The 24,401-nt window shown below is 72.7% G+C and carries 22 protein-coding genes; 13 read left to right on the top strand and 9 right to left on the bottom strand.

Translation table 11 applies throughout. From position 1 onward, the window contains the following. The first annotated feature begins 8 nt into the window (after nt 1–8). Nucleotides 9–809: a crotonase/enoyl-CoA hydratase family protein gene (locus tag NDW01_RS06060; protein ID WP_252817493.1), complete on the top strand. Its 801-nt coding sequence runs from the start codon at nt 9–11 to the stop codon at nt 807–809. Here the strand turns inward: NDW01_RS06060 and NDW01_RS06065 are convergent, their stop codons facing one another. Further along, on the bottom strand, nt 810–1,598 hold the full coding sequence (locus NDW01_RS06065) for a SecDF P1 head subdomain-containing protein (protein WP_252817494.1): 789 nt from the start codon (nt 1,596–1,598) through the stop codon (nt 810–812). Between the two features lie 829 nt (nt 1,599–2,427). Here NDW01_RS06065 and NDW01_RS06070 point away from each other — a divergent pair. Continuing rightward, a complete protein-coding gene (locus NDW01_RS06070) occupies nt 2,428–3,393 on the top strand; it encodes a TIGR03557 family F420-dependent LLM class oxidoreductase (protein ID WP_252817495.1) in 966 nt (321 codons plus the stop codon). A 7-nt stretch (nt 3,394–3,400) separates the two neighbouring features. On the opposite strand, the gene NDW01_RS06075 is transcribed toward NDW01_RS06070, so the two are convergent. Genes NDW01_RS06075 through NDW01_RS06090 form a run of 4 tightly spaced genes read right to left on the bottom strand, consistent with a single transcriptional unit; the run spans nt 3,401 to nt 8,048 of the window. Then, nucleotides 3,401–3,961, bottom strand: coding sequence for a GerMN domain-containing protein (locus tag NDW01_RS06075; protein ID WP_252817496.1), 561 nt, complete (start codon nt 3,959–3,961; stop codon nt 3,401–3,403). A gap of 41 nt (nt 3,962–4,002) precedes the next feature. Further along, on the bottom strand, nt 4,003–5,463 hold the full coding sequence (locus NDW01_RS06080) for a sensor histidine kinase (protein WP_252817497.1): 1,461 nt from the start codon (nt 5,461–5,463) through the stop codon (nt 4,003–4,005). Continuing rightward, nucleotides 5,460–6,134 carry a response regulator transcription factor gene (locus NDW01_RS06085; protein WP_252817498.1) on the bottom strand — a complete coding sequence of 225 codons (675 nt, stop codon included), beginning with the start codon at nt 6,132–6,134 and terminating at the stop codon, nt 5,460–5,462. The genes NDW01_RS06080 and NDW01_RS06085 overlap by 4 nt, the downstream gene beginning before the upstream one ends. A 45-nt stretch (nt 6,135–6,179) precedes the next feature. Further along, nucleotides 6,180–8,048, bottom strand: a complete 1,869-nt coding sequence (locus NDW01_RS06090; protein ID WP_252817499.1) for a hypothetical protein — start codon at nt 8,046–8,048, stop codon at nt 6,180–6,182. Between the two features lie 82 nt (nt 8,049–8,130). Between NDW01_RS06090 and NDW01_RS06095 the strand changes: the two genes are divergently transcribed. Together NDW01_RS06095 and NDW01_RS06100 are read left to right on the top strand one after the other, a co-directional pair. After that, nucleotides 8,131–10,731 carry an alpha/beta fold hydrolase gene (locus tag NDW01_RS06095; RefSeq protein WP_252817501.1) on the top strand — a complete coding sequence of 867 codons (2,601 nt, stop codon included), beginning with the start codon at nt 8,131–8,133 and terminating at the stop codon, nt 10,729–10,731. Continuing rightward, entirely contained in the window at nt 10,728–11,633 is a 906-nt protein-coding gene (locus NDW01_RS06100) for an ABC transporter permease (protein ID WP_252817503.1), read from the top strand. Before NDW01_RS06095 ends, NDW01_RS06100 begins: the two co-directional genes overlap by 4 nt. On the opposite strand, the gene NDW01_RS06105 is transcribed toward NDW01_RS06100, so the two are convergent. The 3 genes from NDW01_RS06105 to NDW01_RS06115 all read right to left on the bottom strand — a co-directional run bounded on the left by NDW01_RS06105 (nt 11,626) and on the right by NDW01_RS06115 (nt 14,073). After that, complete coding sequence (locus NDW01_RS06105) at nt 11,626–12,084, bottom strand: GNAT family N-acetyltransferase (RefSeq protein WP_252817505.1); 459 nt, start codon at nt 12,082–12,084, stop codon at nt 11,626–11,628. The two genes, NDW01_RS06100 and NDW01_RS06105, sit on opposite strands and share 8 nt — an antisense overlap. A 121-nt stretch (nt 12,085–12,205) precedes the next feature. Continuing rightward, nucleotides 12,206–13,201, bottom strand: coding sequence for an ABC transporter permease (locus NDW01_RS06110; RefSeq protein WP_252817507.1), 996 nt, complete (start codon nt 13,199–13,201; stop codon nt 12,206–12,208). Continuing rightward, nucleotides 13,198–14,073 carry an ATP-binding cassette domain-containing protein gene (locus NDW01_RS06115; protein ID WP_252817508.1) on the bottom strand — a complete coding sequence of 292 codons (876 nt, stop codon included), beginning with the start codon at nt 14,071–14,073 and terminating at the stop codon, nt 13,198–13,200. Before NDW01_RS06115 ends, NDW01_RS06110 begins: the two co-directional genes overlap by 4 nt. A 141-nt stretch (nt 14,074–14,214) precedes the next feature. Here NDW01_RS06115 and NDW01_RS06120 point away from each other — a divergent pair, with 141 nt between their 5' ends. The 6 genes from NDW01_RS06120 to NDW01_RS06145 all read left to right on the top strand — a co-directional run bounded on the left by NDW01_RS06120 (nt 14,215) and on the right by NDW01_RS06145 (nt 20,403). Further along, nucleotides 14,215–15,375: a sensor histidine kinase gene (locus NDW01_RS06120; protein ID WP_252817510.1), complete on the top strand. Its 1,161-nt coding sequence runs from the start codon at nt 14,215–14,217 to the stop codon at nt 15,373–15,375. Beyond that, nucleotides 15,372–16,031, top strand: a complete 660-nt coding sequence (locus NDW01_RS06125; RefSeq protein WP_252779928.1) for a response regulator — start codon at nt 15,372–15,374, stop codon at nt 16,029–16,031. Before NDW01_RS06120 ends, NDW01_RS06125 begins: the two co-directional genes overlap by 4 nt. A gap of 45 nt (nt 16,032–16,076) precedes the next feature. Continuing rightward, a complete protein-coding gene (locus NDW01_RS06130; RefSeq protein ID WP_252817512.1) occupies nt 16,077–17,060 on the top strand; it encodes a ribose-phosphate diphosphokinase in 984 nt (327 codons plus the stop codon). Between the two features lie 132 nt (nt 17,061–17,192). Further along, complete coding sequence (locus NDW01_RS06135; RefSeq protein ID WP_252817514.1) at nt 17,193–18,626, top strand: serine hydrolase; 1,434 nt, start codon at nt 17,193–17,195, stop codon at nt 18,624–18,626. Between the two features lie 122 nt (nt 18,627–18,748). Next, nucleotides 18,749–19,762: a GlxA family transcriptional regulator gene (locus tag NDW01_RS06140; RefSeq protein ID WP_406567689.1), complete on the top strand. Its 1,014-nt coding sequence runs from the start codon at nt 18,749–18,751 to the stop codon at nt 19,760–19,762. Nucleotides 19,763–19,773: 11 nt separating this feature from the next. Further along, entirely contained in the window at nt 19,774–20,403 is a 630-nt protein-coding gene (locus NDW01_RS06145) for a DJ-1/PfpI family protein (protein WP_252817518.1), read from the top strand. 33 nt (nt 20,404–20,436) lie between these two features. On the opposite strand, the gene NDW01_RS06150 is transcribed toward NDW01_RS06145, so the two are convergent. Continuing rightward, nucleotides 20,437–20,781: a VOC family protein gene (locus NDW01_RS06150; protein ID WP_252817520.1), complete on the bottom strand. Its 345-nt coding sequence runs from the start codon at nt 20,779–20,781 to the stop codon at nt 20,437–20,439. Nucleotides 20,782–20,923: 142 nt separating this feature from the next. Between NDW01_RS06150 and NDW01_RS06155 the strand changes: the two genes are divergently transcribed. The 3 genes from NDW01_RS06155 to NDW01_RS06165 all read left to right on the top strand — a co-directional run bounded on the left by NDW01_RS06155 (nt 20,924) and on the right by NDW01_RS06165 (nt 24,400). Further along, complete coding sequence (locus tag NDW01_RS06155; RefSeq protein ID WP_252817522.1) at nt 20,924–21,511, top strand: HD domain-containing protein; 588 nt, start codon at nt 20,924–20,926, stop codon at nt 21,509–21,511. Nucleotides 21,512–21,633: 122 nt separating this feature from the next. Beyond that, a complete protein-coding gene (gene asnB, locus NDW01_RS06160) occupies nt 21,634–23,433 on the top strand; it encodes an asparagine synthase (glutamine-hydrolyzing) (RefSeq protein ID WP_252817524.1) in 1,800 nt (599 codons plus the stop codon). 73 nt (nt 23,434–23,506) lie between these two features. Then, entirely contained in the window at nt 23,507–24,400 is an 894-nt protein-coding gene (locus tag NDW01_RS06165; protein ID WP_252817526.1) for a hypothetical protein, read from the top strand. The last annotated feature ends 1 nt before the right edge of the window (nt 24,401 follow it).

Here is a 24,401-nt window from a genome sequence, read left to right on the forward strand (position 1 = left end):
TCGGTTCCATGGGCGTTCGCGTGGAGAAGCAGGGGCCGGTGACGACGGTGGTGCTGGCCCGTCCCGAGGTGCGTAACGCGGTGGACGGGCCGACCGCGCGGGCGCTGGCCGAGGCGTTCCAGGGGTTCGACGCCGACGAGGAGGCGAGCGTCGCCGTCCTGTGGGGCGAGGGCGGCGCCTTCTGCGCGGGTGCGGACCTGAAGGCGCTGGGCACCGACCGCGGCAACCGGGTCGATCCGCCCGGCGCGGGCGCCTCCGCGCACGACGTGTCCCATTCCTCCGAGGGCCCGATGGGGCCGACGCGGATGCGGCTGTCCAAGCCCGTGATCGCGGCGATCAGCGGGCACGCCGTCGCGGGCGGCCTCGAGCTGGCGCTCTGGTGCGACCTGCGCGTCGCCGAGGAGGACGCCGTGCTCGGGGTGTTCTGCCGCCGCTGGGGCGTCCCCCTGATCGACGGCGGGACCGTGCGCCTGCCGCGCCTGATCGGCGAGTCGCGGGCGGCCGACCTGATCCTCACCGGTCGTGCCGTGCCTGCGGCCGAGGCGCACGAGATGGGCCTGGTCAACCGCGTCGTGCCGCCGGGACGTGCGCGCGCGGCCGCGGAGGAGCTGGCCGCCCAGATCGCCGGGTTCCCCCAGGACTGCCTGCGGCACGACCGCATGTCCATGCTCGAGCAGCAGGGCCTGGAGGAGGACGCCGCGATCGCGAACGAGTACCGCCACGGCCGCGCCGTCCTCGAGGAGACCGGCCTGGCCGGCGTCCAGCGGTTCCGGGACGGCGCCGGCCGGCACGGCTCCTTCGGCGGCTGATCAGACCGACAGGGGGTGGCTCGTGGTCGTCGTCGCGCCCGGCGTCGGAGCCGACGTCGTCCCGGTCGGCGTCGGGCTCGGCGAGGTCGACGAGGTCGAGGTCGACGTCTGGTCCGGAGTCGGCGACGGGGTCGGCGAGGTCGACGTGGGGGTCGGGGCCGGCGCCGGGGGCGTGTAGACGGGGACCGGGGTGGGCACCGGCGCTCCCTTCCCGGTCTTGAGCCGGTTCACGATCTCTGCGGCGGCGCTCTGGCTGAGGTTGCCGGTGATGAGCACCCGGCCCTTGGTGATCGGGGCGTCGACCCGGGGCGCGGCCACGACCTGGTCGCGCACGGTCAGCGCGAAGTTGCGGCCGGCGGCGTTGCGGGTGAGGCGCTTGAGCGCCCTGCCGTCCGCCGGCGTGAGGCTGATCGAGACGGCGTACCCGCCGCCCTGCTTGGCGCGCTCGACGTGGAGGTCGTTCACCCGCTTGATGGTGATGCCTTCGGTCAGCTCGTAGCAGACGGGCCCGATCCCGGTCTGGCCCATCATCCCCTGGACTCCGGCCGGGCACTGCTGACCGGGGATCGCCTGCGTGACCGGGAAGATCTTCAGTGGTGCGGCGAAGCGCGTCGGGTGCTCCTGGGAGAACGCGACGATGAGCGTCCCGGTCAGGGCGATGGCGGCGATGACGAGCCACAGGATGACGATGACCGCGATCAGCCCCGGCCGGCCGTCGGCCCGCCGCGCGGCCCCCGCGCCGGGCCGTCGGCCCGGCCGTGCGCCCGTGCGCCGCACGATCCGCAACACCGACCTCCGTTCCACCGGTTCCCCGGAGGAGGACGGCTGTCCGCCGCCGGAGGTTGTCCTGCCGGCGGCGTCCGGTGCCGGGGCGAGCGGGGTACCGACGGGCGGCATCCGGCGCGTCCGGCCGGCCGCGTCGCCGCCGCCGGGCACCGATGGCCCCACCGGGGCCATCGGACGGGTCGGGCTCTCGGCGTCGCCACCGGCCTGCTCGGAGGGCGCGGCGAGCGCGGACGACGCGGAAGGCGCCGACTGCCCGGTGGATGCGGGCTCCGCGGAAACCCCGGGTGGCACGGTAGGCGCCGGCTGCCCGGAAGGCGCGGGCTCCGCGGAAGGCGTCGGCGCCGCGGCGGCCGTCGCGCCCGGCTCGGGAGCGTCGACCGGCGGCGGGGACGGGACCGGAGGCATCGGACGGGTCGTGTCCTCGGCGTCCCCGCCGGGCTCCTGGGGCTGTCCGTGCGGGGAGGCCGGTCGGCGTGCGGACCGGTGAACCGCGAACCTCAAGGTGTCTTCTCCTCCGCGTGGGGGCGGGCGGAAGTCTCTCGCCAAGGCGTGAATCGGGTCAATGGCATCATGCGGACGGCCTGGCGCGCCAGACCGGGGGGCTTCCGCATCTGCGGCCGCCGACCGTAACCCAGGTTTTCGCCGGTCCTGTCCGGGTAGCAGGTGCCGCGAACGCGGCGCCGAACCCGGAGGAGGCTCGGGTCCGGGACCGTTATCGATCTTACGTGCGCCGTTCAGGATTCACTCGACGGAGTCGGGTATTAGCGTCAGGTCATCAGCACCCTGGGTACGGGCTTCGGCCGGCCCGAGGACCATGGAGAGGGGAAGAGACATGGTTGCCATCGGATACACGATGATGTGCGAGCAGGCGGCTCCGGACCAGTTGGTGCGCGATGTCCGTGCCGCCGAGCACGCCGGGTTCGACTTCTCGGTGATCAGCGACCACTACTTCCCCTGGCTGCCCGCGCAGGGCCATGCCGGCTACGCCTGGGCGATCCTGGGGGCCGCCGCGCAGGCCACGGAGCGCATTCCGCTGATGACCTTCGTGACGTGCCCGACGATGCGCTACCACCCGGCGATCGTGGCGCAGAAGGCCGCCACCGTGCAGATCCTGTCCGGCGGGCGGTTCCGTCTCGGCCTGGGCGCCGGGGAGAACCTCAACGAGCACGTCGTGGGCAAGGGCTGGCCGATGACGAGCGTCCGGCACGAGATGCTGAGCGAGGCGATCGAGGTGATCTCCGCGCTCTTCGACGGCGGGACGATCGACTACCGGGGCGCGCACTTCGACGTGGAGTCGGCCAAGCTGTGGGACCTGCCCGACGAGCGGATCCCGATCGGCGTGGCCGTGTCGGGGCCCGAGTCGTGCCGGCTGGCGGGCGAGCAGGCGGATCTCATGATCGCCACCGAGCCGAAGGGTGAGCTCGGTGAGATGTTCGACGCCGCGGGCGGATCCGGCAAGCCGCGCGTCGGGCAGCTCGCCATCGCGTACGACACCGACCGGGAGGCGGCGGTCAAGCGGGCGCACGAGCAGTTCCGGTGGTTCGGCCTCGGCTGGCCGGTCAACGCGAACCTGCCGGGCACGGGCGCGTTCGAGTCGGCGAGTCAGTTCGTCACCCCGGACCAGGTCGCCCAGCAGCTCTCGTGCGGCCCGGACGTCGACGAGCACGTGGAGAAGATCAAGGGGTTCGTCGACGCGGGGTTCCAGGAGATCGCCATCGTGCAGATCGGCGGCGAGCACCAGGACTCCTTCATCTCCTGGGCCGAACGCGAGCTGCTGCCCGCGGTGCGCTCGCTCTGAGGACCGGTCAGGGAGCCATCAGGTCGGCGTAGTCCGAGCACTTCTTCTGGTGGCCGACGACGACCGTCCAGCCGCGCGGCGGGTGGCGGAGGTCGAACGGGGGCCGGCCGGGCGCGGCCTCCTGGCCGACCATTTGCTCCCAGCCGGCCGCCCGCACCCGGCGGACATCCGGCTGTGCGGTGCCGGAGCAGACGAGCTGCGCCATGACCAGACGGGTCATCAGTCCGCTCCGGTCGTAGTGGACCGTCATGATCCCGTCGTCCACCGTGATCTCGTACAGGGGGAGTTTCGCGAGTGGGCTCCAGATGCCCGCCGCGATCTCGTCCTGGGTCGGCCCGCTCAGCCACAGGGCGTACACCGCGGCCTGCGGAGCGCCGGGAAAGGCCACGCGGCGCTCCGGCACCAGCCGGCCGTTCCGGACGAGGTAGACGGTCGTCTGCGGGACGGCCTGCTGCGCCAGGGCGGGCTCACCGGCCCCGATGAGGCCGGTGGGACGTACCCCGCAGGCCGCGCCGAGGAGCGCGGCGGCCACCGCGAGGACGACGCGGAACCCGAGGCGGGCCGTCACGCGCGTTCCGCCGGCGGACCGGGCGAGCCCACGGCGGGCCCTCACACGCGCTCCACCGGCGGGTTGGGCAGCCACAGCTCGAACGTCGTGCCGGTGTCGGTGTCGAGCAGGGTCAGCTCGCCGCCGTGCAGTTCGGCGTTGGCGCGGGCGATGGCGAGCCCGAGGCCGCTGCCCTCGCTGCGGGTCCGCGCGGCGTCGGCCTTCCAGAATCGTTCGAACACGTGCCTGCGCGCCTCCTCGGGGATGCCGGGCCCGCTGTCGGACACACGCAGCCGGATGCCGGGACCGTCCGGCACGTACGAGCGTCGCAGCCGTACGGTGACGGGGCGTTCGCCGTGCTTGAGGGCGTTGCCGACCAGGTTCGCCAGGATCATGTCGAAGCGCCGGGGGTCGACGCGGGCGCGCAGGTCGGGGACGAGGTCGGTCTCGACCTCCTCGCTCCAGTCGCGCAGCCGCAGGCTCTGCACGACCAGCTCCGGCAGGTCCACGTCGTCCAGGACGAGCGCCGCCGCCCCGGCGTCGAGCCTGCTGATCTCCAGCAGGTGACCGATCAGGGTGCGCAGTCGGCGCGTCTCCTCGGCCACCAGGCCGGCGGCCGTGGCGGCACTTCCGGTGGCCTCCTCCTCCAGGGCGTCCGTGACGGCGGTCATCGCGGTCAGCGGCGTGCGCAGCTCGTGGGACACGTCGGCCACGAACCGGCGGGCCGACCGCTCCATCTCCCGGAGCTCGGTGACGCTGGCCTCCAGGGCCTCGGCGCTGGAGTTGAAGATCCGGGCGAGGCGGGCGAGCTCGTCCCTGCCGCGCGCGTCGACCCGCCGCTGCAGGTCGCCGGCGCCCAAGCCCTGCGCGGCCGCGGCGAGCCGGCGGACCGGCCGCAGCACGCTGCGCGCGGCGAGCAGGGCCAGCAGCAGCGCGACGACGACGGCGGCCCCGCTCCCGGCCGCGACCGAGCGGGCCATCCGGTCGAGGTCGTCCCGTTCGCGCTGGAGGCTCACGATGACGTACGCCTCGATGGGGCTGGCGAAACGGCCGCCCGTGGCCGGCAGGTAGACCGGCGTGCCGACGACCAGGTACGGCACTCCGCGCGAGGAGATCCGCTGGAAGTAGATCTGCTGCCCGCGCAGCGGCCGGGCGAACCGGTTGTGGGGGCCGGGCCCGCGGACGGCGGCGATGAGCTTGGGCGGGATGCGCAGGCCGGTGAAGTGCGCGCCGCTGGTGGCCCATCCGCCGGGCTCGTCGCCCAGCACCCAGGACTGGCGGCCGGGCTGACGGGCGAGGGCCCTGCTGATGGGCTGGAGCAGGTCGGAGGTCAGCGTCGTATCGGGCAGCCGCGTGGGGACCGTCTGGGCGAGGACGTTGCGGACGTCGTTGACGACCGCGTTCTGCACCCGCTCCAGCAACGCCCGCCGTACGAGCCAGTACGCGATCCCCGCGGTGACCGCCGAGGCCAGCAGCGCCACGGCGGCGAACGCCGCGACGAGCCGACCGCGCAGCCCGATCACGAGGCGACGAAGCGGTAGCCGAAGCCGCGTACGGTCTCGATGTACTTCGGCCGGGACGGCACGTCCTCGATCTTCGACCGGACGCGCTGCACGGTGGCGTCCACGAGCCGCGAGTCGCCGAGGAAGTCGTGCTCCCACACGGAGGCCAGCAGCTGCTGCCGGGTCAGCACCTGGCCGGGGTGCCGGGACAGTTCGAGCAGGAGCCGGAGCTCGGTGGCGGTGACGTGCACGTCCTGGCCGGCCCGCCGCACCTTCATCGTCCCGCGGTCGATGACCAGGTCACCGTGGGTGGAACGGTCCCCTGGCGCGCGCTCGACGCGGCGCAGGACCGCCCGCAGCCGCGCGTCCAGGACGCGCGGCTCGACCGGTTTGACGACGTAGTCGTCGGCCCCGGCCTCCAGGCCGACGACGACGTCGATGTCGTCGCTGCGGGCGGTGAGCAGGATGACGGGCAGGGAGTCCTCCGCACGGATCCGGCGGCAGACCTCGACGCCGTCGATGCCCGGCAGCATGACGTCGAGGATGACGATCTCCGGACGTTGCGTGCGCACCTGCTCGAGACCGAGTTCGCCGGTCTCGCGCGCGGTGACGGAGTGGCCGAGCCGGGTCAGCGCGAACTCGAGTCCGGCACGGGCCGACGGGTCGTCCTCCACGAGCAAGATTGTCGCCACGCGCCCATTATCAGGACAGTCGGCGCAATGGTCAGAACAAAATGATCATGTCACAGTCTTGGAACATCGCGAACTTCTCCACGCCGCCCAGGGCGCGGGCGAGACGCCGGAGTACGCGAGCCGCCAGCCGTCCGGGTGCCGCCGCCACGACGCGCCGGGCGCCGTACGCTCCGGAACCGGCACGATGACCATGCAGGTCCCCGTAGGTGGCGCCTCATTCGCGGAGTGGAAGAAGCCGATCTGCGTCCACCAGACCTGGTAGGTCTGCCGCACCCAGACCCGCCATGTCAGGCCCGCGTCGACGGCCACTCCCCCGTACGGCGGGCCGGGGCGGAAGATCGGCTCGCGCGCCGGGAGCCAGGGCTTGGCGATGACGAGGGCCGCGACGAGGTTGAACGCCGTGAGCCCGGCGGCGATCGTCCACGCCGGGCGCGGCAGGAACGCCAGGACGACGAGCGCGCTCAGCAGCCCGAACGCGGCGAGCGAGGAAGCTCCGAGCCGGAATGACGTCCAGTCCCAGGTCAGGAAGCACGTCTCGGGGAAGTCGAAGGCGATGAACGTGTAGTGGGTGAGCCGGTCCCCGGCGAACACCGCGGCGGACAGCCCGGCCCCGACGAGCACGACCCCCGCCGCGCAGGCGTACCCGGCGAGGGCGTGCCGCCGCCGGATCAGCACCGCGAGGCCGCACAGCGCGTGCGCGACGGCGAGGCAGGCGAGGTAGCGGCCGTAGAAGTAGTTGCCGACCCGGTGTTCGTCCGGCAGCGCCGCCGAGGACGCCAGGGCGGTGCCGGCGGTCGCGGCCAGCAGCACCCCGGACAGGATCCGGTCGGCCGGGGCGCTCCAGGGCCGGCAGAGCGTACGGGCGGCGGCGACGAGGCCGATCCCCGCGAGCCCCCAGGTGGCGACGATGAGGTACCAGATCTGGCCCGCCGCGCCGCACACGGCCCACTCCAGGCCCGCGACCGTGGTGAGCCGCGTGGACAGCAGGCCGCCGAGGTTCCGGACACCGTGGGGGTACAGCGCGGACCGTACCGCGCCGTTCAGCGCCCACCCGGCGCCGACCGCGAGGAGGACGACGGCCGCCGGGACAAGGAGCGGCCGGACGGCGGCGCGCGGCCTCCCCCGTTCTGCCACGACCGCGGCGCGCGGCCTCCCCGGTTCTGCCGGGACGGCGGCGCGTGGCGTCCCCTTCCGTACCAGGTCGCGCCCCAGGACGGCGGCCAGGGTGAGGACGTGCACGGCGAGGACGACCGATCCGCGGGCGTGCGTCGTGTAGGCGTACGCCGCGGCCAGGCCCGCCAGCGAGCCGGCCGCCACGGTCCGCCGCGCGTACATACGCCGGGCGTCCCCGGAGGTGTTCCGCCCCCGGGACCAGGCGCGCAGGAAGGAGTGCAGCGCGAGCAGCCAGCCGAGGAGCAGGGTCGGCAGGACCGCGTCGGTGAGCGCGAACCCGCCGAACACCGTCGCCGCGGGCAGCAGCGCGGCGCCGAACGCCAGCGCGTACGCCTGCGGCCGGGCCAGGCGCATCCGGCGCAGCGCGACGACGCCGAGCGGGAAGATCGACGCGCCGACGAGGGCGTTGATCCCCAGCACGATCCGGTAGCAGGTCTGCGGGTCGTGGCCGAGCCAGAACGCGGGGCTGATCAGCAGCGGGTATCCGCCCTGGTAAAAGGTGCTGCCCGACAGGTCGCCGCCCGGGCCGCCGGTCAGCCACCGTGCCGCGAGGAGGTACCCGCTCTCGTCGGGGAACGCGACCGGGACGCCGTTCCCGCCGGTCAGCGCGTACCGGATGCCGACCTGGGCGAGCCAGCCGGCCAGGACGAGCAGCGGCCAGGAGGGCCGGCGCCGCGGACGGACCGCGGGCGGGCGTGACCGTACCGGGGTCCGGACGTCGAGAATGCTCGGAGACGACATGCGGACCAAGATCGTCAACCAGTGTCATGACCCTGTCCGTGCGGTGTCCGCGTTCTGTTACACGCCGCGTAGGGTCTACGCCATGAGGCGGGGTCGGTGGGCGGCGGTCGTCGGCGCGGCGGCCGTGCTGGCGGGCGGCGTGACCTGGGCGGCACTGCCGGGGCCGCCGCACGTGCGGACGTCGGAGCAGCGCATCCAGGTGGTCGACGGGCCGCACGACGACCGGCACGTCGGTCTCGACACGACGTTCTTCGCGCCCGCCGGCCACGGGCGCGCCCCCGCGGTGCTGCTCGCGCACGGGTTCGGCGGCAGCAAGGACGACACCCGCGGCGAGGCCGAGCGGCTGGCCCGGCACGGGTACGCCGTGCTCACCTGGTCCGCGCGCGGCTTCGGCCGCTCGGACGGCGAGATCACCCTGGACTCCCCCGACTACGACGTGAAGGACGTCCGGCAGCTGATCGACTGGCTGGCCCGCCGCCCCGAGGTGCGGCTCGACGGGCCCGGTGACCCGCGCGTCGGCGTCGCCGGACAGTCCTACGGCGGCGGGATCGCCCTGCTGGCCGCCGCGTACGACCGCCGCGTCGACGCCATCGCGCCGCAGATCACGTGGTACGACCTGGCCGACTCGCTCTTCCCCGACGCCACCGGGAAGGGCGCCGCGAACGGTGTGTTCAAGAAGGTCTGGGCCGGCATCTTCTTCACCGCGGGCGCGTCGTCCACAGGGTGTGGACGGTTCCTGCCGTCGCTGTGCGCGATGTACCAGAAGGTCGCGGAGACCGGGCGGCCCACGCCCGAGGCGGTCGCGACGCTGCGCCGGTCCAGCGCCTCCTCCGTCGCCGGCCGGATCCACGTCCCGACGCTCCTCGTCCAGGGCCAGTCGGACTCGCTGTTCCCCCTCGACCAGGCCGACGGCAACGCGCGGGCGGTCGCCGGCGCGCCGGTGAAGGTCGTGTGGTTCCAGGGCGGGCACGACGGCGGCGACCCGGAGACCACGCGGGTCCGCGGCCTGGTCACGGGCTGGTTCGACCGGTACCTCAAGGGCGACCGCACGGCGGCGGAGAGCGGGTTCACCGTCACGCGGAGCGGCGGCATCGACTCCTCCACCCAGCGCGTCGTCGTCACCGCCGCCGCCGCGCCCCGGTATCCGGGCCTGTCCGGCGCGTCCCGCCGCACGCTCCCGCTGGGCGGCCAGGAACAGACGATCCAGAACCCCGCGGGCGGGTCGCCCGCGTCCATCTCCACGCTGCCCGGGCTCGGCGCGCTGAACGCGGCCGGCGGGCTCGGCGCCGGGGGCGCCCCGTTCGACATGCCCGGCCAGTCGGCGGTGTTCGAGACCGAGCCCCTGGACGCTCCGGTGACGCTCACCGGGTCCGCGCACGTCCGCGTCCACGTCGCCGGCGGGCGGGCGACGCTGTTCGCCAAGGTGTACGACGTCGGGCCGGACGGCCAGGCCGAGCCGGCCCGCCGACTGGCCGCCCCCTTCAACGCCGACGGCACGGTGGACGTCGCCCTGCCCGCCCTCGACCACCGCTTCGACGCGGGGCACCGCGTCCGGGTCGTGTTCAGCACCACCGACATGGGCTTCGCCTCCCCGACCCGTGCCGCCTCGTACCGCGTGTCCGTGGACTCCCCGCTCACCGTCCCCGTCGACCCGGCGCTGCGCACGCCCTCGGCCCCGCTGCCCTGGTGGGTGTGGGGCCTCCCGGCGATCGCGGTGGCGGCGGCCGTCGTCCTCGTGGCGACGGGGCGCGGGCGGCGACGGGGCGGCGCGGGCCCCGGCGACCCCGAGGTACCGCTGGAGATCAGCGGGCTCACCAAGCGGTACAAGAACGGCCACCTGGCGGTGGACGACCTGTCCTTCCGCGTCGAACGCGGGCAGGTCTGCGGCCTGCTCGGCCCGAACGGCGCCGGCAAGACCACCACGCTGCGCATGCTCATGGGCCTGATCCACCCCGACGCCGGGCACATCCGCATCTTCGGCGAGCCCGTCCGGCCCGGCGCCCCGGTGCTGGCGCGGCTCGGCTCGTTCGTCGAGGGCCCCGGCTTCCTGCCGCACCTGTCCGGCCGCGACAACCTGGAGCTGTACTGGAAGGCCGCCGGGCGCGGCGAGGCCTACCTCGACGAGGCCCTGGAGATCGCCGGGCTGGGCGACGCGATCCGGCGGCCCGTGCGCACCTACTCACAGGGGATGCGGCAGCGGCTCGCCATCGCCCAGGCCATGCTCGGCCTGCCCGACCTGCTCGTCCTCGACGAGCCGACCAACGGCCTCGACCCGCCGCAGATCGCCGAGATGCGCGAGGTCCTCGTGCGGTACGCCGCCGCGGGCCGGACCGTCATCATCTCCAGCCACCTGCTCGCCGAGGTCGAGCAGACCTGCACCGACGTCGTCGTCATGCACCGGGGCACGCTCGTCGCCGCCGGCCCCGTCGCCGAGATCGCCGGCCACGACGGCTCGATCCTGATCGGCACCCCGGAGGTCGACCGCGCGATGAGCGTGCTGACCGCGCTGGAGGGCGTCGAGGGCGCGGAGCCGTACGCCCCCGGCGTCCTCGTGCGCCTGGACGGCTCGGGCCCGGCGGCCGTGGTCGCCGCCCTGGTCGCGGGCGGTGTTCCGGTGGACCGGGTGACGCCGCACCGCCGCCTGGAGGACGCCTTCCTCGCGCTGATCGGAGACGGCTCGTGACGGATCGGGAAGGCCCGGTGACACAGGAGGCGCTCGACGGCCGAGGTGGGCGCGCGGCCGAGGATCCCGCGTACCGGCGGCGCCGGACGCTGCCGCTGCGCGTCGAGGCCGTCCGGCAGCTGCGCCGGCGCCGCACCTGGATCGCGTTCCTGGTCCTGCTGGCCCTGCCCTGGGTGCTCGCCGCCGCCTTCAAGATCGGCGGCTCGCCCTCGGGGGACGCCGCGAACACCCCCGGCCTCGTCACGGTGGCGACCGCGGGCGCGCTGAACTTCACGGCGTTCACGCTGTTCGCGTCCTCGGGCTTCCTGCTCGTCGTGGCGGTGGCGCTGTTCTGCGGCGACACGGTCGCGAGCGAGGCGGGCTGGGCGTCCCTGCGCTACCTCCTCGCCGCCCCGGTGCCGCGCGTCCGGCTGCTGCGTCAGAAGCTGATCGTCGCCCTGGCGTACGCCGCGCTGGCCGTGGTCAGCCTGCCCGCCATGGCGATGATCACCGGAATCTACGTCTTCGGCTGGGCCCGCCTGCGGGTGCCGGGCGGCGACGTCGCGCTGCCGAACGGCACGGCCCTCACCCGGCTGCTGATCATCGTCGCCTACATCCTCGCGTCCGAGCTGGTCGTCGCCGCCCTGGCGTTCCTGCTGTCCGTCACCACCGACTCGCCGCTCGGCGCGGTCGGCGGCGCGGTCGGCCTCGTCATCCTCAGCAACATCATCGACGCGGTGACGGCGCTCGGCCACTGGCGGGAGTTCCTGCCGACGCACTGGACGTTCGCCTGGACCGACGCCCTCCAGCCGCACCTGGAGTGGACCGGCATGATCAAGGGCACGGCCCTGTCCGCCTCGTACGCCATCGTCTTTCTCGCCCTGGCCGTCCGCCGCTTCCGCTCCAAGGACGTCGTCAGCTGACGTCCCCGGGGGTGCTCAGGGGGCGGACGAATCGGGCGGAGCGGTGGCAGGCGTCCTCGAAGCCCAGGTGCTTGTAGAAGGCGTGCGCGCCGGTGCGGTACCGGGAGCTGGTGAGCTCGAGGTCCTCGCAGCCGAGGCGGCGCGCCTCCGCCTCGATGAAGCTCATCAGCCGGGCCCCGACCCCGTGCCCGCGAGCCTCCGCGTCCACCACCAGGGACACCACTCTGCCGCGCCGGCCGTCGCGTTCGAAGAAGGGAATGGCGTGGAAGGCGAGGACCCCGACCACGTGATCGTCGAGCGTCGCGACGACGACACGGCTGAGCGGATCCTTTCGCCACCGCGCGATCCGGTCGGCGGTCTGCTCCACGGTCGACGGATAGCCGAGCTGCGTCACCAGCTCGGCTATCACGGGGGCGTCGACGGCCGAGGCTTCTCTGATCAGGACGTCCATCGATGGTCCCTCCTCACCCGACCGAGAGTTTCACACCCCGGAGGACTTCAGGAGAAGGAAGTGGCGCCCTACCGGCGAGCGGGGCCGGGTTTCGGGAGGGCGCCGGTCGGCAGAGGGCCGGTCAGGACACGCGCCGGCGGATCCATCGGACGCAGAATCCGGCCAGGCAGAGCGCGGCGACCAGGTAGATCGCCGTCTCCTCCCACTGGAAGGTCCAGAAACGACCGGCGGGGTGGTAGGCGACCCGCTGCCGGTAACCGAGGGCGGTGAGCCTGTCGAAGCAGGTCTGAGACGCCTGCCCTGTCTCCAGCGGGCACTTCCCCACCCAGGACGGCGGGGAGACCGCCTGACCGGCGGCGTCGACGGTGTGCTGGGAGACGATCCAGGCGCCGGGCTCGTCGATCCGCACCGTGAGGTTCCCGCTGATGTCGATGAGCATCAGGTTCGCCGAGGTGATCGTGGTGGTGACGTGGTCCGGAGGCAGCAGGTGCGACCGGGCTTCCAGGGCCATCGTGACCTGGACGACGGTGAAGAGGGCGAGGAGGAGGGCCATCGCGGGCAGGGTCCGCCGGATGACGACGCCGATGGTGACGCCGAGGACGAAGGCGAACGCGGCATAGCCGATGGGGACGACACCGCGCGTGTCGAAGACCAGGGCGTGCAGGCGCGGCAACAGGAACACGCCGTGGCCGGGTGCGCCGCTGTTGCGGGCGATGGCCGCGTCGATCGGGCCGTTCCACCAGGTCACCACGAGGCTGAGCAGCCCGGTGGCGGCGATCGCGACCAGGCCGACGACCCCGAGCTTGACGAGCAGCCATCGGGTGCGGGTGGTCAGGGTCCAGGCCAGCCGGTGCGTCCCGGCGTCCAGCTCCCGGGTGACCAGCGGGGCGCCCCAGAACGTGCCGATGAGGGCGGGGGCGAAGAGCACGGCGAAGGTGCCGATGAGATAGAGGCCGCTCTCGGTGCGGCCCAGTTCGTCGAGGAACGCCCTGCCGTGGGCGTGGTACAGGTGGGCGATCCGCGGGCCGGTGGCCAGGAGGAGGGCGGCGAGGACGGCGACGGCGCCGAACACCACGGCCGCCTGCGTACGGAGCTGCCGCCAGGTGAGCCAGATCATCGCTGTTCCTCCAGGACCGGGGTGGACCGGCTCATGTACGCCAGGACGAGGTCTTCCAGCCCGACCGGGGTCACCGCCCAGCCGTGGCCGTCGACCGGGACGTCGGCGCGGACGAGCAGGGTGGTCCGCCGGTCGGTGCGGTCGGCCGAGACGGCGTGCACGCCCGGCGGGAGGGCGGCGGGGTCGAGGTGCGGCGCGCCGATCAGGTGGTGCGCGGCCAGCAGCTCGCGGACGTCACCGGCGACCTGGACCCGGGAGCCGACGAGCACGATGAGGTGGTCGCAGACCCGTTCGACGTCGGAGACCAGATGCGAGGAGAGCACCACACTGATCTCCCGGCCGGCGACGGCGTCGCTCAGCTCCCGGAGGAACTCGTTGCGGGCGAGCGGGTCGAGGGCGGCGACCGGCTCGTCGAGGATCAGCAGCCGGGGTCGCTTGGCGAGCGCGAGGGTGAGGGCGAGCTGGGCGCGCTGGCCGCCGGACAGGCTCCCCGCCCGCTGATCGGGGGGCAGGCCGAGCCGCCGCACCCGCTCGGTCGCCAGCCGCATGTCCCAGCCCGGGATCAGCCGGGAGCCGAGCGTGAGGTGCTCGGCGACGGTGAGCCGGGCGTAGGTCGGCGTGTCCTGGGCGACGAAGCCGACCTTGGCGAGCTGTGCCGGGTCGGCGCCGGGGCGTTCGCCGCACACCTGGATGGTGCCCGTCGTCGGCGTCAGGAGGCCGGCGGCCAGGCCCAGCAGCGTCGACTTGCCGGCCCCGTTCGGGCCGACCAGGCCGACGACCCGCCCGGCCGGGATGTCGAGGGTGCAGTCCGCCAGCGCCCAGCGCCTCCGGTATCTCTTGCCGAGTCCCCGAGCCCGCAGCACCGCGCTCATGAGCGTCTCTCCGTGAAAGGCATGCGGTTCACTGTGCGGGCCCGGGCTCCGCGCGGGTACCGGCCGGAAGGACGGTTCCGGCCAGGCCGGTCGTACTTTCGGCTGATCCGCCGGTGGCGGCGGATCTCTAGCCTGAACGTCATGGGTCTTCTGGATCGCCTGATGGCGCGCCCCGGAGCGGCCGTGAACGCCGTGCTCGGCATCGTGTTCGCGGCGGCGCTGGGCTATGAGATCCACCTCCTGAGGGGCCGGCACGACGACTGGGCCCTCACGCTCGCCGCCGGGGCTGTGGTGTCGGCCGCCGCCCTGGTGCGGGAGCGCTCGCGTACGTGGGCCGCCGCGGCCGGTCTCGCCGTCGCCGGGGTCGCCGAAGCGGCCGCCTGGCGCTGGGGCCTGTCCGGCGAGCCGTCCGGCGCCGCGATCCTCGCCCTGGGGGTGCTCATCGCCTCGGCGGTGAGGGTGCTGCCGGTCCGCACGGCGGCGGCCGTCGCGGCCGGCGGGGCGGTCGTGGTGGCCGGCAGTCTCGAGCGCTACTCCCACTTCCTGGCCACCGGCGCCCCGGTCTCCTACTCCGCGACCTGGATCATGGCGCAGGGATGGGTCGCCATCGTGGGAGCCGGGCTGGTGCTGCGCCGCCTCGACGCCCGCCGGGAGGCCGCCATCGACGCCGTACGGCGGGACGAGCGCCTCGAACTGGCCCGGGAGCTGCACGATTCGGCGGCCCACCACATCACCGGCATCGTGCTCCAGGCGCAGGGGGCCCGCATCGCCGCCCGCCGGAGCGCCGCCGGCCTCGACGACGCGCTCGCGGGCATCGAGGCCGCCGCCACCGAGGCGCTCGCGTCCATGCGCCAGGTGATCGGCCTGCTCCGGGAGGCCGACGATCCCGGCGGATCGGCCCCCGGGCCCGAGGCGCTGGCCGACCTGGTCGAGCGTTTCGCCCGGCGCGGCCCGGCCGTACGCCTCGACCTGCCCGACGGGCCGCCGGACCCCGCGTGGCCGCCGGAGGTGACCGCGACCGTCTACCGGGTCGTCCAGGAATCGCTCACCAACATCACGCGCTACGCCTCCGGCGCCGGGGAGGTCATCGTGGCCCTCACCCACGACCGGCGCGACATCACCGTCGAGGTCACCGACGACGCCTCCCCCGCCGGTTCGCCGAGGTTCCCCCACTCGGGCGGGTACGGCCTCGTCGGAATGCGCGAACGCGTCGAGGCCCTCGGCGGCACCCTCGTCGCCGGTCCGCGGCCGTGGGCCGGCTGGTCGGTGCGCGCCAGCCTGCCGGTGCCGAGCCGCTCGTGAGCACCCGGGTGCTGATCGCCGACGACCAGGCGATGGTCCGCGGCGGGCTCCGCCTCATCCTGGAGGACCAGCCGGACATCACCGTCGTCGCCGAGGCCGCCGACGGGGCCGAGGCCGTCGCCCTGGCGCGGCGGCTGCGACCGGACGTGTGCCTGGTCGACATCCGGATGCCGGGCCTCGACGGCATCGAGGTCACGCGCCTCCTGGCCGGTCCGGACGTTCCCGACCCGCTCCGGGTCGTCATCGTGACCACGTTCGACCTCGACGAGTACGTCTACGGGGCGCTGCGCGCGGGCGCCGTCGGCTTCATCCTCAAGGACGCCGGCCCGGCCCTGCTCGTCGAGGCCGTACGCGCCGCGGGCAGCGGTGACGCCCTGATCTCCCCGTCGGTCACCGTACGACTGCTCCGGCACCTCGCGCCCGCCCGGACTCCCGCCGCGCCTCCGGCGGTGCCGCTGTCCGTACGGGAGACCGAGGTCATCCGGGCCATCGCCCGGGGCCGTACGAACCAGGAGATCGGCGCGGAGCTCTTCATCTCGGTGAGCACGGTCAAGAGCCACCTGGCCAGCGTCCAGGCGAAGCTCGGTGTCCGTAACCGGGTCCAGATCGCCGCCTGGGCCTGGGAGAACGGGCTCGCGCATCCGTCCGGCCGGTGACCGGCGCACGGCAGATCGATAGTGACGAACAGGCCTCTTCCGGGCATGATCGAGGCGGACGCGCGGGAGGCGATGCGGGTGACCGGTTCGGAGTTCGAAGAGTTGCTGGTGTTCGGCGGATCGGGCAGTCCGCGGCTCACCGCGGCGATCTGTGATCACCTGGGCGTGAAGCCGGGGCGCGGGGAGGTCATCCGGTTCTCCGACGGCAACCTGTTCGTGAAGGTCAACCAGAACGTCCGGGGCCGGCACGTCCACCTGGTGCAGTCCACCGTCTTCCCCGCCAATGACAACTTCGTCGAGCTGCTGTTCTGGATCGACGCGTTCAAGCGCGCCAGCGCCGCGTCGGTGACCGTGCTGATGCCCTACTTCAGCTACGCGAAGGCCGACAAGAAGGACGAGCCGCGGGTGTCGATCCGGGCCCGGGTCTGCGCGCAGTCGATCGAGGTCGCCGGGGCCGACCGCGTCGTCACGATGGACCTGCACGCCCCGCAGATCCAGGGGTTCTTCACGCGGCCGGTCGACGACCTGTACGCCCTCCCGCTGCTCGCCGAGGCCATCGGCGACTCGGAGAACCTCGTCGTCGTGTCACCGGACGCGGGGTTCGCCAAGCAGGCACGGAAGTACGCCAGGCGCCTCGGCGCGCCGCTCGCCATCGCCGACAAGGAGCGCGTCGACCACACCGAGACCGCGCGGGTCGTCGATCTGATCGGCGACGTACGCGGCCGGGACGCGGTGATCGTCGACGACTTCACGATCACCGCCGGCACGCTCACCGAGGTCGCGGAGTCCGTGATGGAGCACGGTGCGCGGAGCGTGCGCGCGGCGGTGACGCACGGGGTGTTCACCGGCAAGTCGATGGAGCGCCTGGACTCCAGCCCGATCTCGCGGCTCTACGTGACCGACACGGTGGAGAACCAGCCGGTACGGCTGTCGCCGAAGGTGCAGAAGGTCTCGGTCGCGCCGCTGTTCGCGGAGGCGATCGCCCGCATCCACCGCCGCGAGAGCATCAGCGTCCTGTTCGACTTCTGACTTTCGCGGCCGTCCTCGGGGCGGTCCCGCGATGCAGCCGTGGACCGAGCGCTACCCGCGACCGTCGCCCGGCGGAGTTCTGACTCGCCCGAAAACCGGCGCAGTCCAGTGTCGTAAGACGACTTTGTCAGAATGATCTTGAACCGAAGTCGCGCGCGCGGTCGTGGCCGGGTCGCTCTGGGCGGGGCGGCCGTGGTGCTGGCCGCCGTCGTACCGCCGGCGCATGCCGCCGAGACCGACACCAGCGCCGTCGCACGGCAGCTTCAACGGACCATCGCGGGTTTGAAGTTCGGCGAGGTCCTGGACACCGAACCCCCCACGTCCACCCAGGCGAAGAAGTCCGCCTCGGTCGACGTCGACCCGGAAAAGAGGCTCGCGGGACGTGATCGGGCGCCCAAGCTGAAGGCGGCGGCCATCGCGGCCGCGACACAGATCCACCAGCAGCCGAACGTCGACGTGACCGTCCTCGAGCTCGACGGCAACGGCCGACCCGTCTCCTCGGGCACCGTCGTGACGAGCCCGACGTACAAGAACGGCGTCATCGTCCCGGTCGACCGGAACTTCCACACCACCGCGGTGCGCTACCGGCACTGGGACACCAACCTCTGGAACACCGACAACGGGCAGGGCGACACCGACGTCGTCCCCGGCCGCGAGAACGCACCCATCGACTTCATGTCGCCCTACCCGGCGTCAACCCTCAAGCTGCTGGTCGGCTTCGGCGTCCTCCAGCTCGTGGACGAGGGCGTCATCACGCTGGACGACACGTACTCCTACCAGCCGACGCAGGCCTCCGACCTGTGCGGCGCCGCCACGACCGACACCGTCCGGAACTACTTCGACCGCATGATCACCGTCTCCGACAACGGCTCGGCGTGCGCGATGATCAAGCTGTTGAACGACAAGGGCGCGATCGACGGTCTCAACCAGACCTTCCAGGACATCGGCCTGGAGACGCTGCAACTGAAGGACACCAACCCCGCCAACGGCGGAAACTGGACCTCCGGCATCACCATGTCCTCTCTGGACACCGCCAAGCTGCTGGCGCTCCTCAACGGAGTGTCGGGCACGGCATGGACCGCCCCGAACGGCAAGGCGGTCACCAGTGACGTCCTGAGCACGTCCTCCCGGGAGTTCTTCCTGAAGGAGCTCGGCGACCAGGGCTGGAACAACGTCCTGTCGACGACGAACTACTGCGGCTACACCTACCCGACGGCGGGCATGCCGCAGCGGATCTCGCAACGGTGGATCGGCCCTGACGGAACCGTGACGGTCAACGACGACCCGACCGATGGCAAGTACCAGTACCCCGTGCAGCCCTGCCAGGACGCCGCACAGGTGACGTTCGCTCACAAGACGGGGCTGTCGGAGAACGCGGTGAGCGACGCGGGCATCGTCACGTCGCTGCCCGGCAAGCCGAACCGGCACTACATCATCGCCGCGTTCAGCAACCTCGGCTACCGGTACATCGACCCGAACCGTCAGGACGTTCAGCCGTCGGTCAACCGGACCGAGAAGTTCGCGCTGCTCGGACGCACGATGGACGCCTACGAGGCCGCGCGCTGACGCAGGCGGGCACGGGGTGAAGGGGCCGGGGAATCCCGGCCCCTTCTGCTGATCCGGCGATGTCGGCCTCATCTCCCGGGGGCCGCGCACCGACGGGCATCTGCCGGTCCGCGGACCGGCAGATGGCCGCAATCGTCATATCCGCGTCATTGCGGGCACTCGGCCGGGGCGGCGACGCTGGGGGCGTGCGGATCACGTTCCTCGTCCACTCCGGATTCCAGTCGCTGGACCTCACCGGCCCCCTGGAGGTCTTCGCGCTGGCCGGCGACGCCTACACCACCGAGGTGGTCGCCGCCGAACGTACGCCGGTCGAGGCGTCCAGCGGCCTGGCGGTCCTCCCGCACCGGGCCTTCCACGACGACCCCGTCGACACCCTCATCGTGGTCGGCGGGCCCGGTACCGCGGAGGCCGCCCGCGACGAGCCGACCATCGCGTGGATCTCGGCCGCCGCGCGCCGCGCCCGCCGTGTCGGCTCGGTGTGCAGCGGGGCGTTCCTGCTGGCGCGTGCCGGGCTGCTCGACGGCCGGCGGGCCACCACGCACTGGTCCGCCTGCCGTCTGCTGGCCGAGCGGTTCCCGTCGGTCGAGGTCGATCCGGACCCGATCTTCGTACGGGACGATCCGGTCTGGACCTCCGCGGGCGTGACCGCGGGGATCGACCTGGCGCTCGCGATGGTCGAGGACGATCTCGGCGCCGCGGCCGCCCGGGCGGTCGCCCGGCAGTTGGTCGTGTTCGTGCAGCGGCCGGGCGGGCAGGCGCAGTTCAGCGCCCAGCTGGCCGGGCAGCGGCCGGACCGGCCCGGCATGCGGGAGCTGCAGCGGTGGATCGCCGACCACCTGACCGCGGACCTGTCCGTCGAGGCGCTGGCCGCCCGTACGGGGCTCAGCACGCGTCATTTCGCCCGCGTGTTCCGCGATGACGTCGGCGTGACTCCGGGGTCGTACGTCGAGTCGGTGCGGGTCGAGGCGGCCCGCCGGCTGCTGGAGACCACCGGCCGCCCGCTCGACGTGATCGCCCGCGAGTGCGGCTTCGGCACGCCCGAGACCATGCACCGCAGTTTCCGGAGGACCGTGTCCGTCACCCCCGGCGACTACCGCCGCCGGTTCCGCGGCCACGCGTCCGTGGCATCCCGATGAGGAGCGACTCCGTGCGGATCGTGTTCGCGCTGTACGAAGGGTTCACCCCGCTCGACGCCGTCGGGCCGCATGAGGTGCTGTCGCGCCTGCCGGGCGTCACGGCGGTGTTCGCGGCGGCCGAACGCGGCCCCGTCGGTTCGGACGGGGCGCTCACCGTGCTGGCCGACGCGGCGTTCGACGAGCTGGACCGGTGCGACGTCCTCCTCGTGCCGGGCGGTCCGGGCACTCGCGACGTCGTGCTCGGCGATCAGCGGTACGTCGACTGGGTCCGGCGCGTGCATCCCACGACGCGGTGGACGACGTCGGTGTGCTCCGGCTCGCTGATCCTCGGCGCGGCCGGGCTGCTCGACGGCCTGCGGGCGACGACCCACTGGTGCGTGCGGAGGGAACTCGAGGCGACCGGCGCGACGTACGTCCCCGAGCGCGTCGTGACGGCCGGCCGGATCGTCACGGCGGCGGGCGTCTCGGCCGGCATCGACATGGCGCTGACCTTGGCCGCCCGCATCGGCGGCGACGTCGCCGCCCGGGCGATCCAGCTCTGGACCGAGTACGACCCGCGGCCGCCCTTCGACAGCGGCTCACTCCCGAAGGCATCTCCCGAGGTCCTGGACTTCGTCACCGCCCACCTGGCGGCCGGATGACCCCACGCTGCCCGGCGGCGCCGGACAGCGCTGTCAGGTCACGAGGCAGAACTCGTTGCCCTCCGGGTCGCGCATGACCTGGAACCGGCCGTGGGAGTCGGTGCGCGCGTCCTCGACGGCGGTGGCGCCCTCGGCGCAGAGGCGTTCGCGGGCGGCGTCGATGTCCGCGACCTCGACGTCGAGGTGGAGGCGGTTCTTGACCTCCTTGCCCTCGGGCACCATCTGGAACGCCAGGCGCATCGGCCCGCCGGGAGGGTCGACGTAGGACCAGTCGGGATCGCGGTCCACGGCCTCGCCGCCGACCACCGCCGTCCAGAAGCGGGCGAGCTTCGGCGGGTCGGCGCAGTCGATGACGAGTTCGTTCAATCGTCCGATCATGCCGGAACGGTACCCGGCGGTCCGGATGGCACTCCCCGGCCCGGCGGGAGCCGGGCCGAGATCTGGCCTCCGCTTACCGTCTGATCTGGGGAAAGTCGTCTACCGTGAGATACCCGGGCGGCCGAGACTGAGGGGGGCAGGCATGCCGGAGGAGCTCGCGCGCTTGACGGAGTTCGTCTACGAGATGGGATTGCTCAAGCGCTACAAGCGGAGCGGCTGGCTCGTCGCGGGGGTCGCCTCGCCCGAGAGCATCGCGGACCATTCCTTCCGTGCGGCGGTGCTGGCCGGCGTCCTGGCCGCCCTGGAGGGCGCGAGTCCCGAGCGGGCCATCCTGCTCAGCCTCTTCCACGACAGTCAGGAGACCCGGCTGACCGACCTGCCGTACCTCGCCCAGCGGTACGTCGCCCGCACGCCCAACGAGCAGGTCACCGCGAATCAGGTGCGCGGGCTGCCCGCCCCGGTGGCGGAGCTGATCTCCGGGTCGGTCGCGGAGTACGAGCAGCGGGCCAGCCTGGAGGCCCGCTGCGCTCGGGACGCCGACAAGCTCGAGTGCCTGCTCCAGGCCATCGAGTACCGCGACCAGGGGCACCACACCATCCAGCCGTGGATCGACAGTTCGCTGGCCGCGCTGCAGACGCCGTCCGGGAAGAAGCTGGCGGATGAGGCGCTCGCCACCGGATCGCTCGACTGGCTCCACGGCGTGGTGAACGGCGAGAACGGCCCGGGCTGAGGTACACGGCCCGGCCCCGATGTCCAGGCCCGTGCGCCGTGAGGTTCGTTACTTGGATGTTTCTGACAAACGGAGTTAGCGTCAGTCACGTGCATAGTACAGCCGACTGAGGAGGCTCTTGCATGTGCGGCATAGCCGGCTGGGTGGACTACGACCGTGATCTCACGCTCGAACGCGACACCGCCCTCGCGATGACGCGCACGATGGCGCTCCGGGGCCCCGACGCCGAAGGGCTGTGGATCGACCCCCACGTCGCGCTGGGGCACCGGCGCCTCGCCGTGATCGACCCGCGGGGCGGCGCTCAGCCGATGAGCGAGGGGCCGGTGACCCTGGTCTACAGCGGCGAGACGTACAACTTCCGTGAGCTGCGCAAGGTGCTGGAGTTCCACGGGCACCGGTTCCGCACCCGGAGCGACACCGAGGTCGTCCTGCGGGCGTACCTGCACTGGGGCGCCGACCTCGTCGAGCACCTGAACGGGATGTACGCGTTCGCGCTGTGGGACCGGCGGACCGAAGAGCTCCTCCTCGTACGGGACCGGATGGGCATCAAGCCGCTGTACTACGCGCCGACCCGACACGGAGTGCTGTTCGGCTCCGAGCCCAAGGCCGTCCTCGCCAACCCGCTGTTCACCCCGCGCCTCCGCGACGAGGGCCTGTTCGAGCTGCTCACCACCGCGAAGACCCCGGGCCACGCCGTCTTCGACGGCATGTACGAGGTCGAGCCCGGGCACGTCGTGCGGGTCTCGCGCGCCGGGGTCACCGACCGGCGCTACTGGGCGCTGACCGCGCGGGAGCACACCGACGGCATCCCCCGGACCGTCCGGCGCGTCCGCGAGCTCCTGGAGGACATCGTCGAACGGCAGCTCATCTCGGACGTCCCCCTGTGCACGCTGCTGTCGGGCGGGCTGGACTCCAGCGCCCTCACCGCGCTGGCCGACCGGGCGATGGGGCTGGGCACCGTGCGCACCTTCGCGGTCGACTTCACCGATGAGGGCGGCGGGTTCGTGCCGGACGCCATGCGGGACACGGCCGACACGCCGTACGTCCATGACGTCGCCAAGCACGTCGGGTCCCACCACACCGACGTCGTTCTGAGCGGTGAGAGCCTGTCCTCCCCCGAGGCCGTCGAGCAGGTGATGCGCGCCAGGGACCTGCCCGGCATCGGCGACATGGACACCTCGCTGTACCTGCTGTTCGCCGAGATCCGGCGGCACTCCACGGTCGCCTTGTCGGGCGAGTCCGCCGACGAGGTCTTCGGGGGGTACCGCTGGTTCCACGATCCGGCCGCGGTCGCCGCCGACACCTTCCCCTGGCTCCACGGCCTGGGCGGGATGACGGACCTCGTGGACCGCGACCTCGACCGGCGCACGGACGCGTACGTCGCCGAGCGGTACCGCCAGGCGATCGACGAGGTGCCCCGCCTGCCCGGCGAGGATGGCCTCGAACGCCGCATGCGGGAGATCTGCTACCTCCACCTCACCCGGATGGTCCGTTTCCTCCTTGATCGCAAGGACCGGCTGAGCATGGCGGTCGGCCTGGAGGTCCGCGTGCCGTTCTGCGACCACCGGCTCGTCGAGTACGTCTTCAACACGCCGTGGGCGTACAAGACCTACGACGGCCGGGAGAAGAGCCTCCTGCGCGGCGCCGTCAGCGACCTCCTTCCCGCGTCGGTCGTACGACGGCGGAAGAGCCCGTATCCGGCCACCCAGAACCCCAGCTACGAACGGTCCGTACGCGACCGCCTGTCCGGCATCCTCACCGACCCGAACGCCCCCGTACGGCCCTACCTCGACGTAAAGGCCGCGCGCGCCGCCCTGCGCCGCCCGATCGGCCGGGCCAGCCTCCAGGAGAACCGGACCGCGATGGAGCGCATCGTCGGCCTCAACGACTGGCTGACGGCCTACCGCCCCGAACACATCTAACTATTCACCATTTATCGCAATTGGCGAGTGATCAATTCGCGGCCGATGGCATGGCCGGTTTAAAGTCCCGGCCATGCCATCGCTGAGCCATGAATCGCTCGCCTTGCTCTTCAAGAACCGACCGGCCCTGGCGGCGGAAATCCTCCATAACGCTTTAAAAGTCGACATCCCAGACTATAAAGCCGTCCGGGTTGAATCCGGCGATCTCACCGAGTGGAATCCGGCGGAGTTCCGCGCGGACGCCGTCGTCGTCTTCGAGGCGGACACCCCCGTGCTGGCCGTGGTCGTGGAGATCCAGCTCGGGCGCGACCAGGGCAAGCGGTGGAGCTGGCCGGTCTACCTCGCGGGCCTGCGCGCGCGGGCCCGCTGCCCGGCGATCCTGCTGGTGATCTGCGCGGACGCCGCCGTCGGCGACTGGTGCGCCGAGCCGATCGAGCTCGGCCATCCGGGGTGGACCCTGACTCCGCTGGTGCTCAAGCCCGAGGCGGTCCCGGTCGTCACCGACGCCGCGGAGGCCGTCCGCGCGCCGGAGCTGGCCGTCCTGTCGACCATGACCCACGGCGCCGCCTACGACCGGGCGAGAATGTTCCACGCCCTGCTCTCCGCCCTGGCCACGATGGAGGACGGAGACCGCGCGAAACTGTACATTGACATCGTGCTCGCGGCTCTGCCGGAGACACCCGCCACCGAACTGGAGGCATTCGTGCGAAGCGATACATCTCCCTACAAAAGCGAGGCGTTCCGCAGGACCTACGCCGAAGGTAAGGCCGAGGGGGAGGCCGAAGGCGAGGCCAAAGGCGAGGCCAAAGGCAGGGTTAACACCCTCCTTCAGGTGCTCGAGGCGCGCGGCGTCATGGTCCCGGACGAGGCGCGCGAACGCATCACCGCCTGCACCGACGTCGCCCAGATCGAGGCCTGGGTCAAGCGCTCCGTCATCGTCCGCACGGTCGACGCGCTCTTCGACTGAA

Source organism: Actinoallomurus soli (genome assembly GCF_024055715.1).
In the GTDB taxonomy this organism is placed as follows: Bacteria; Actinomycetota; Actinomycetes; order Streptosporangiales; family Streptosporangiaceae; genus Actinoallomurus; species Actinoallomurus soli.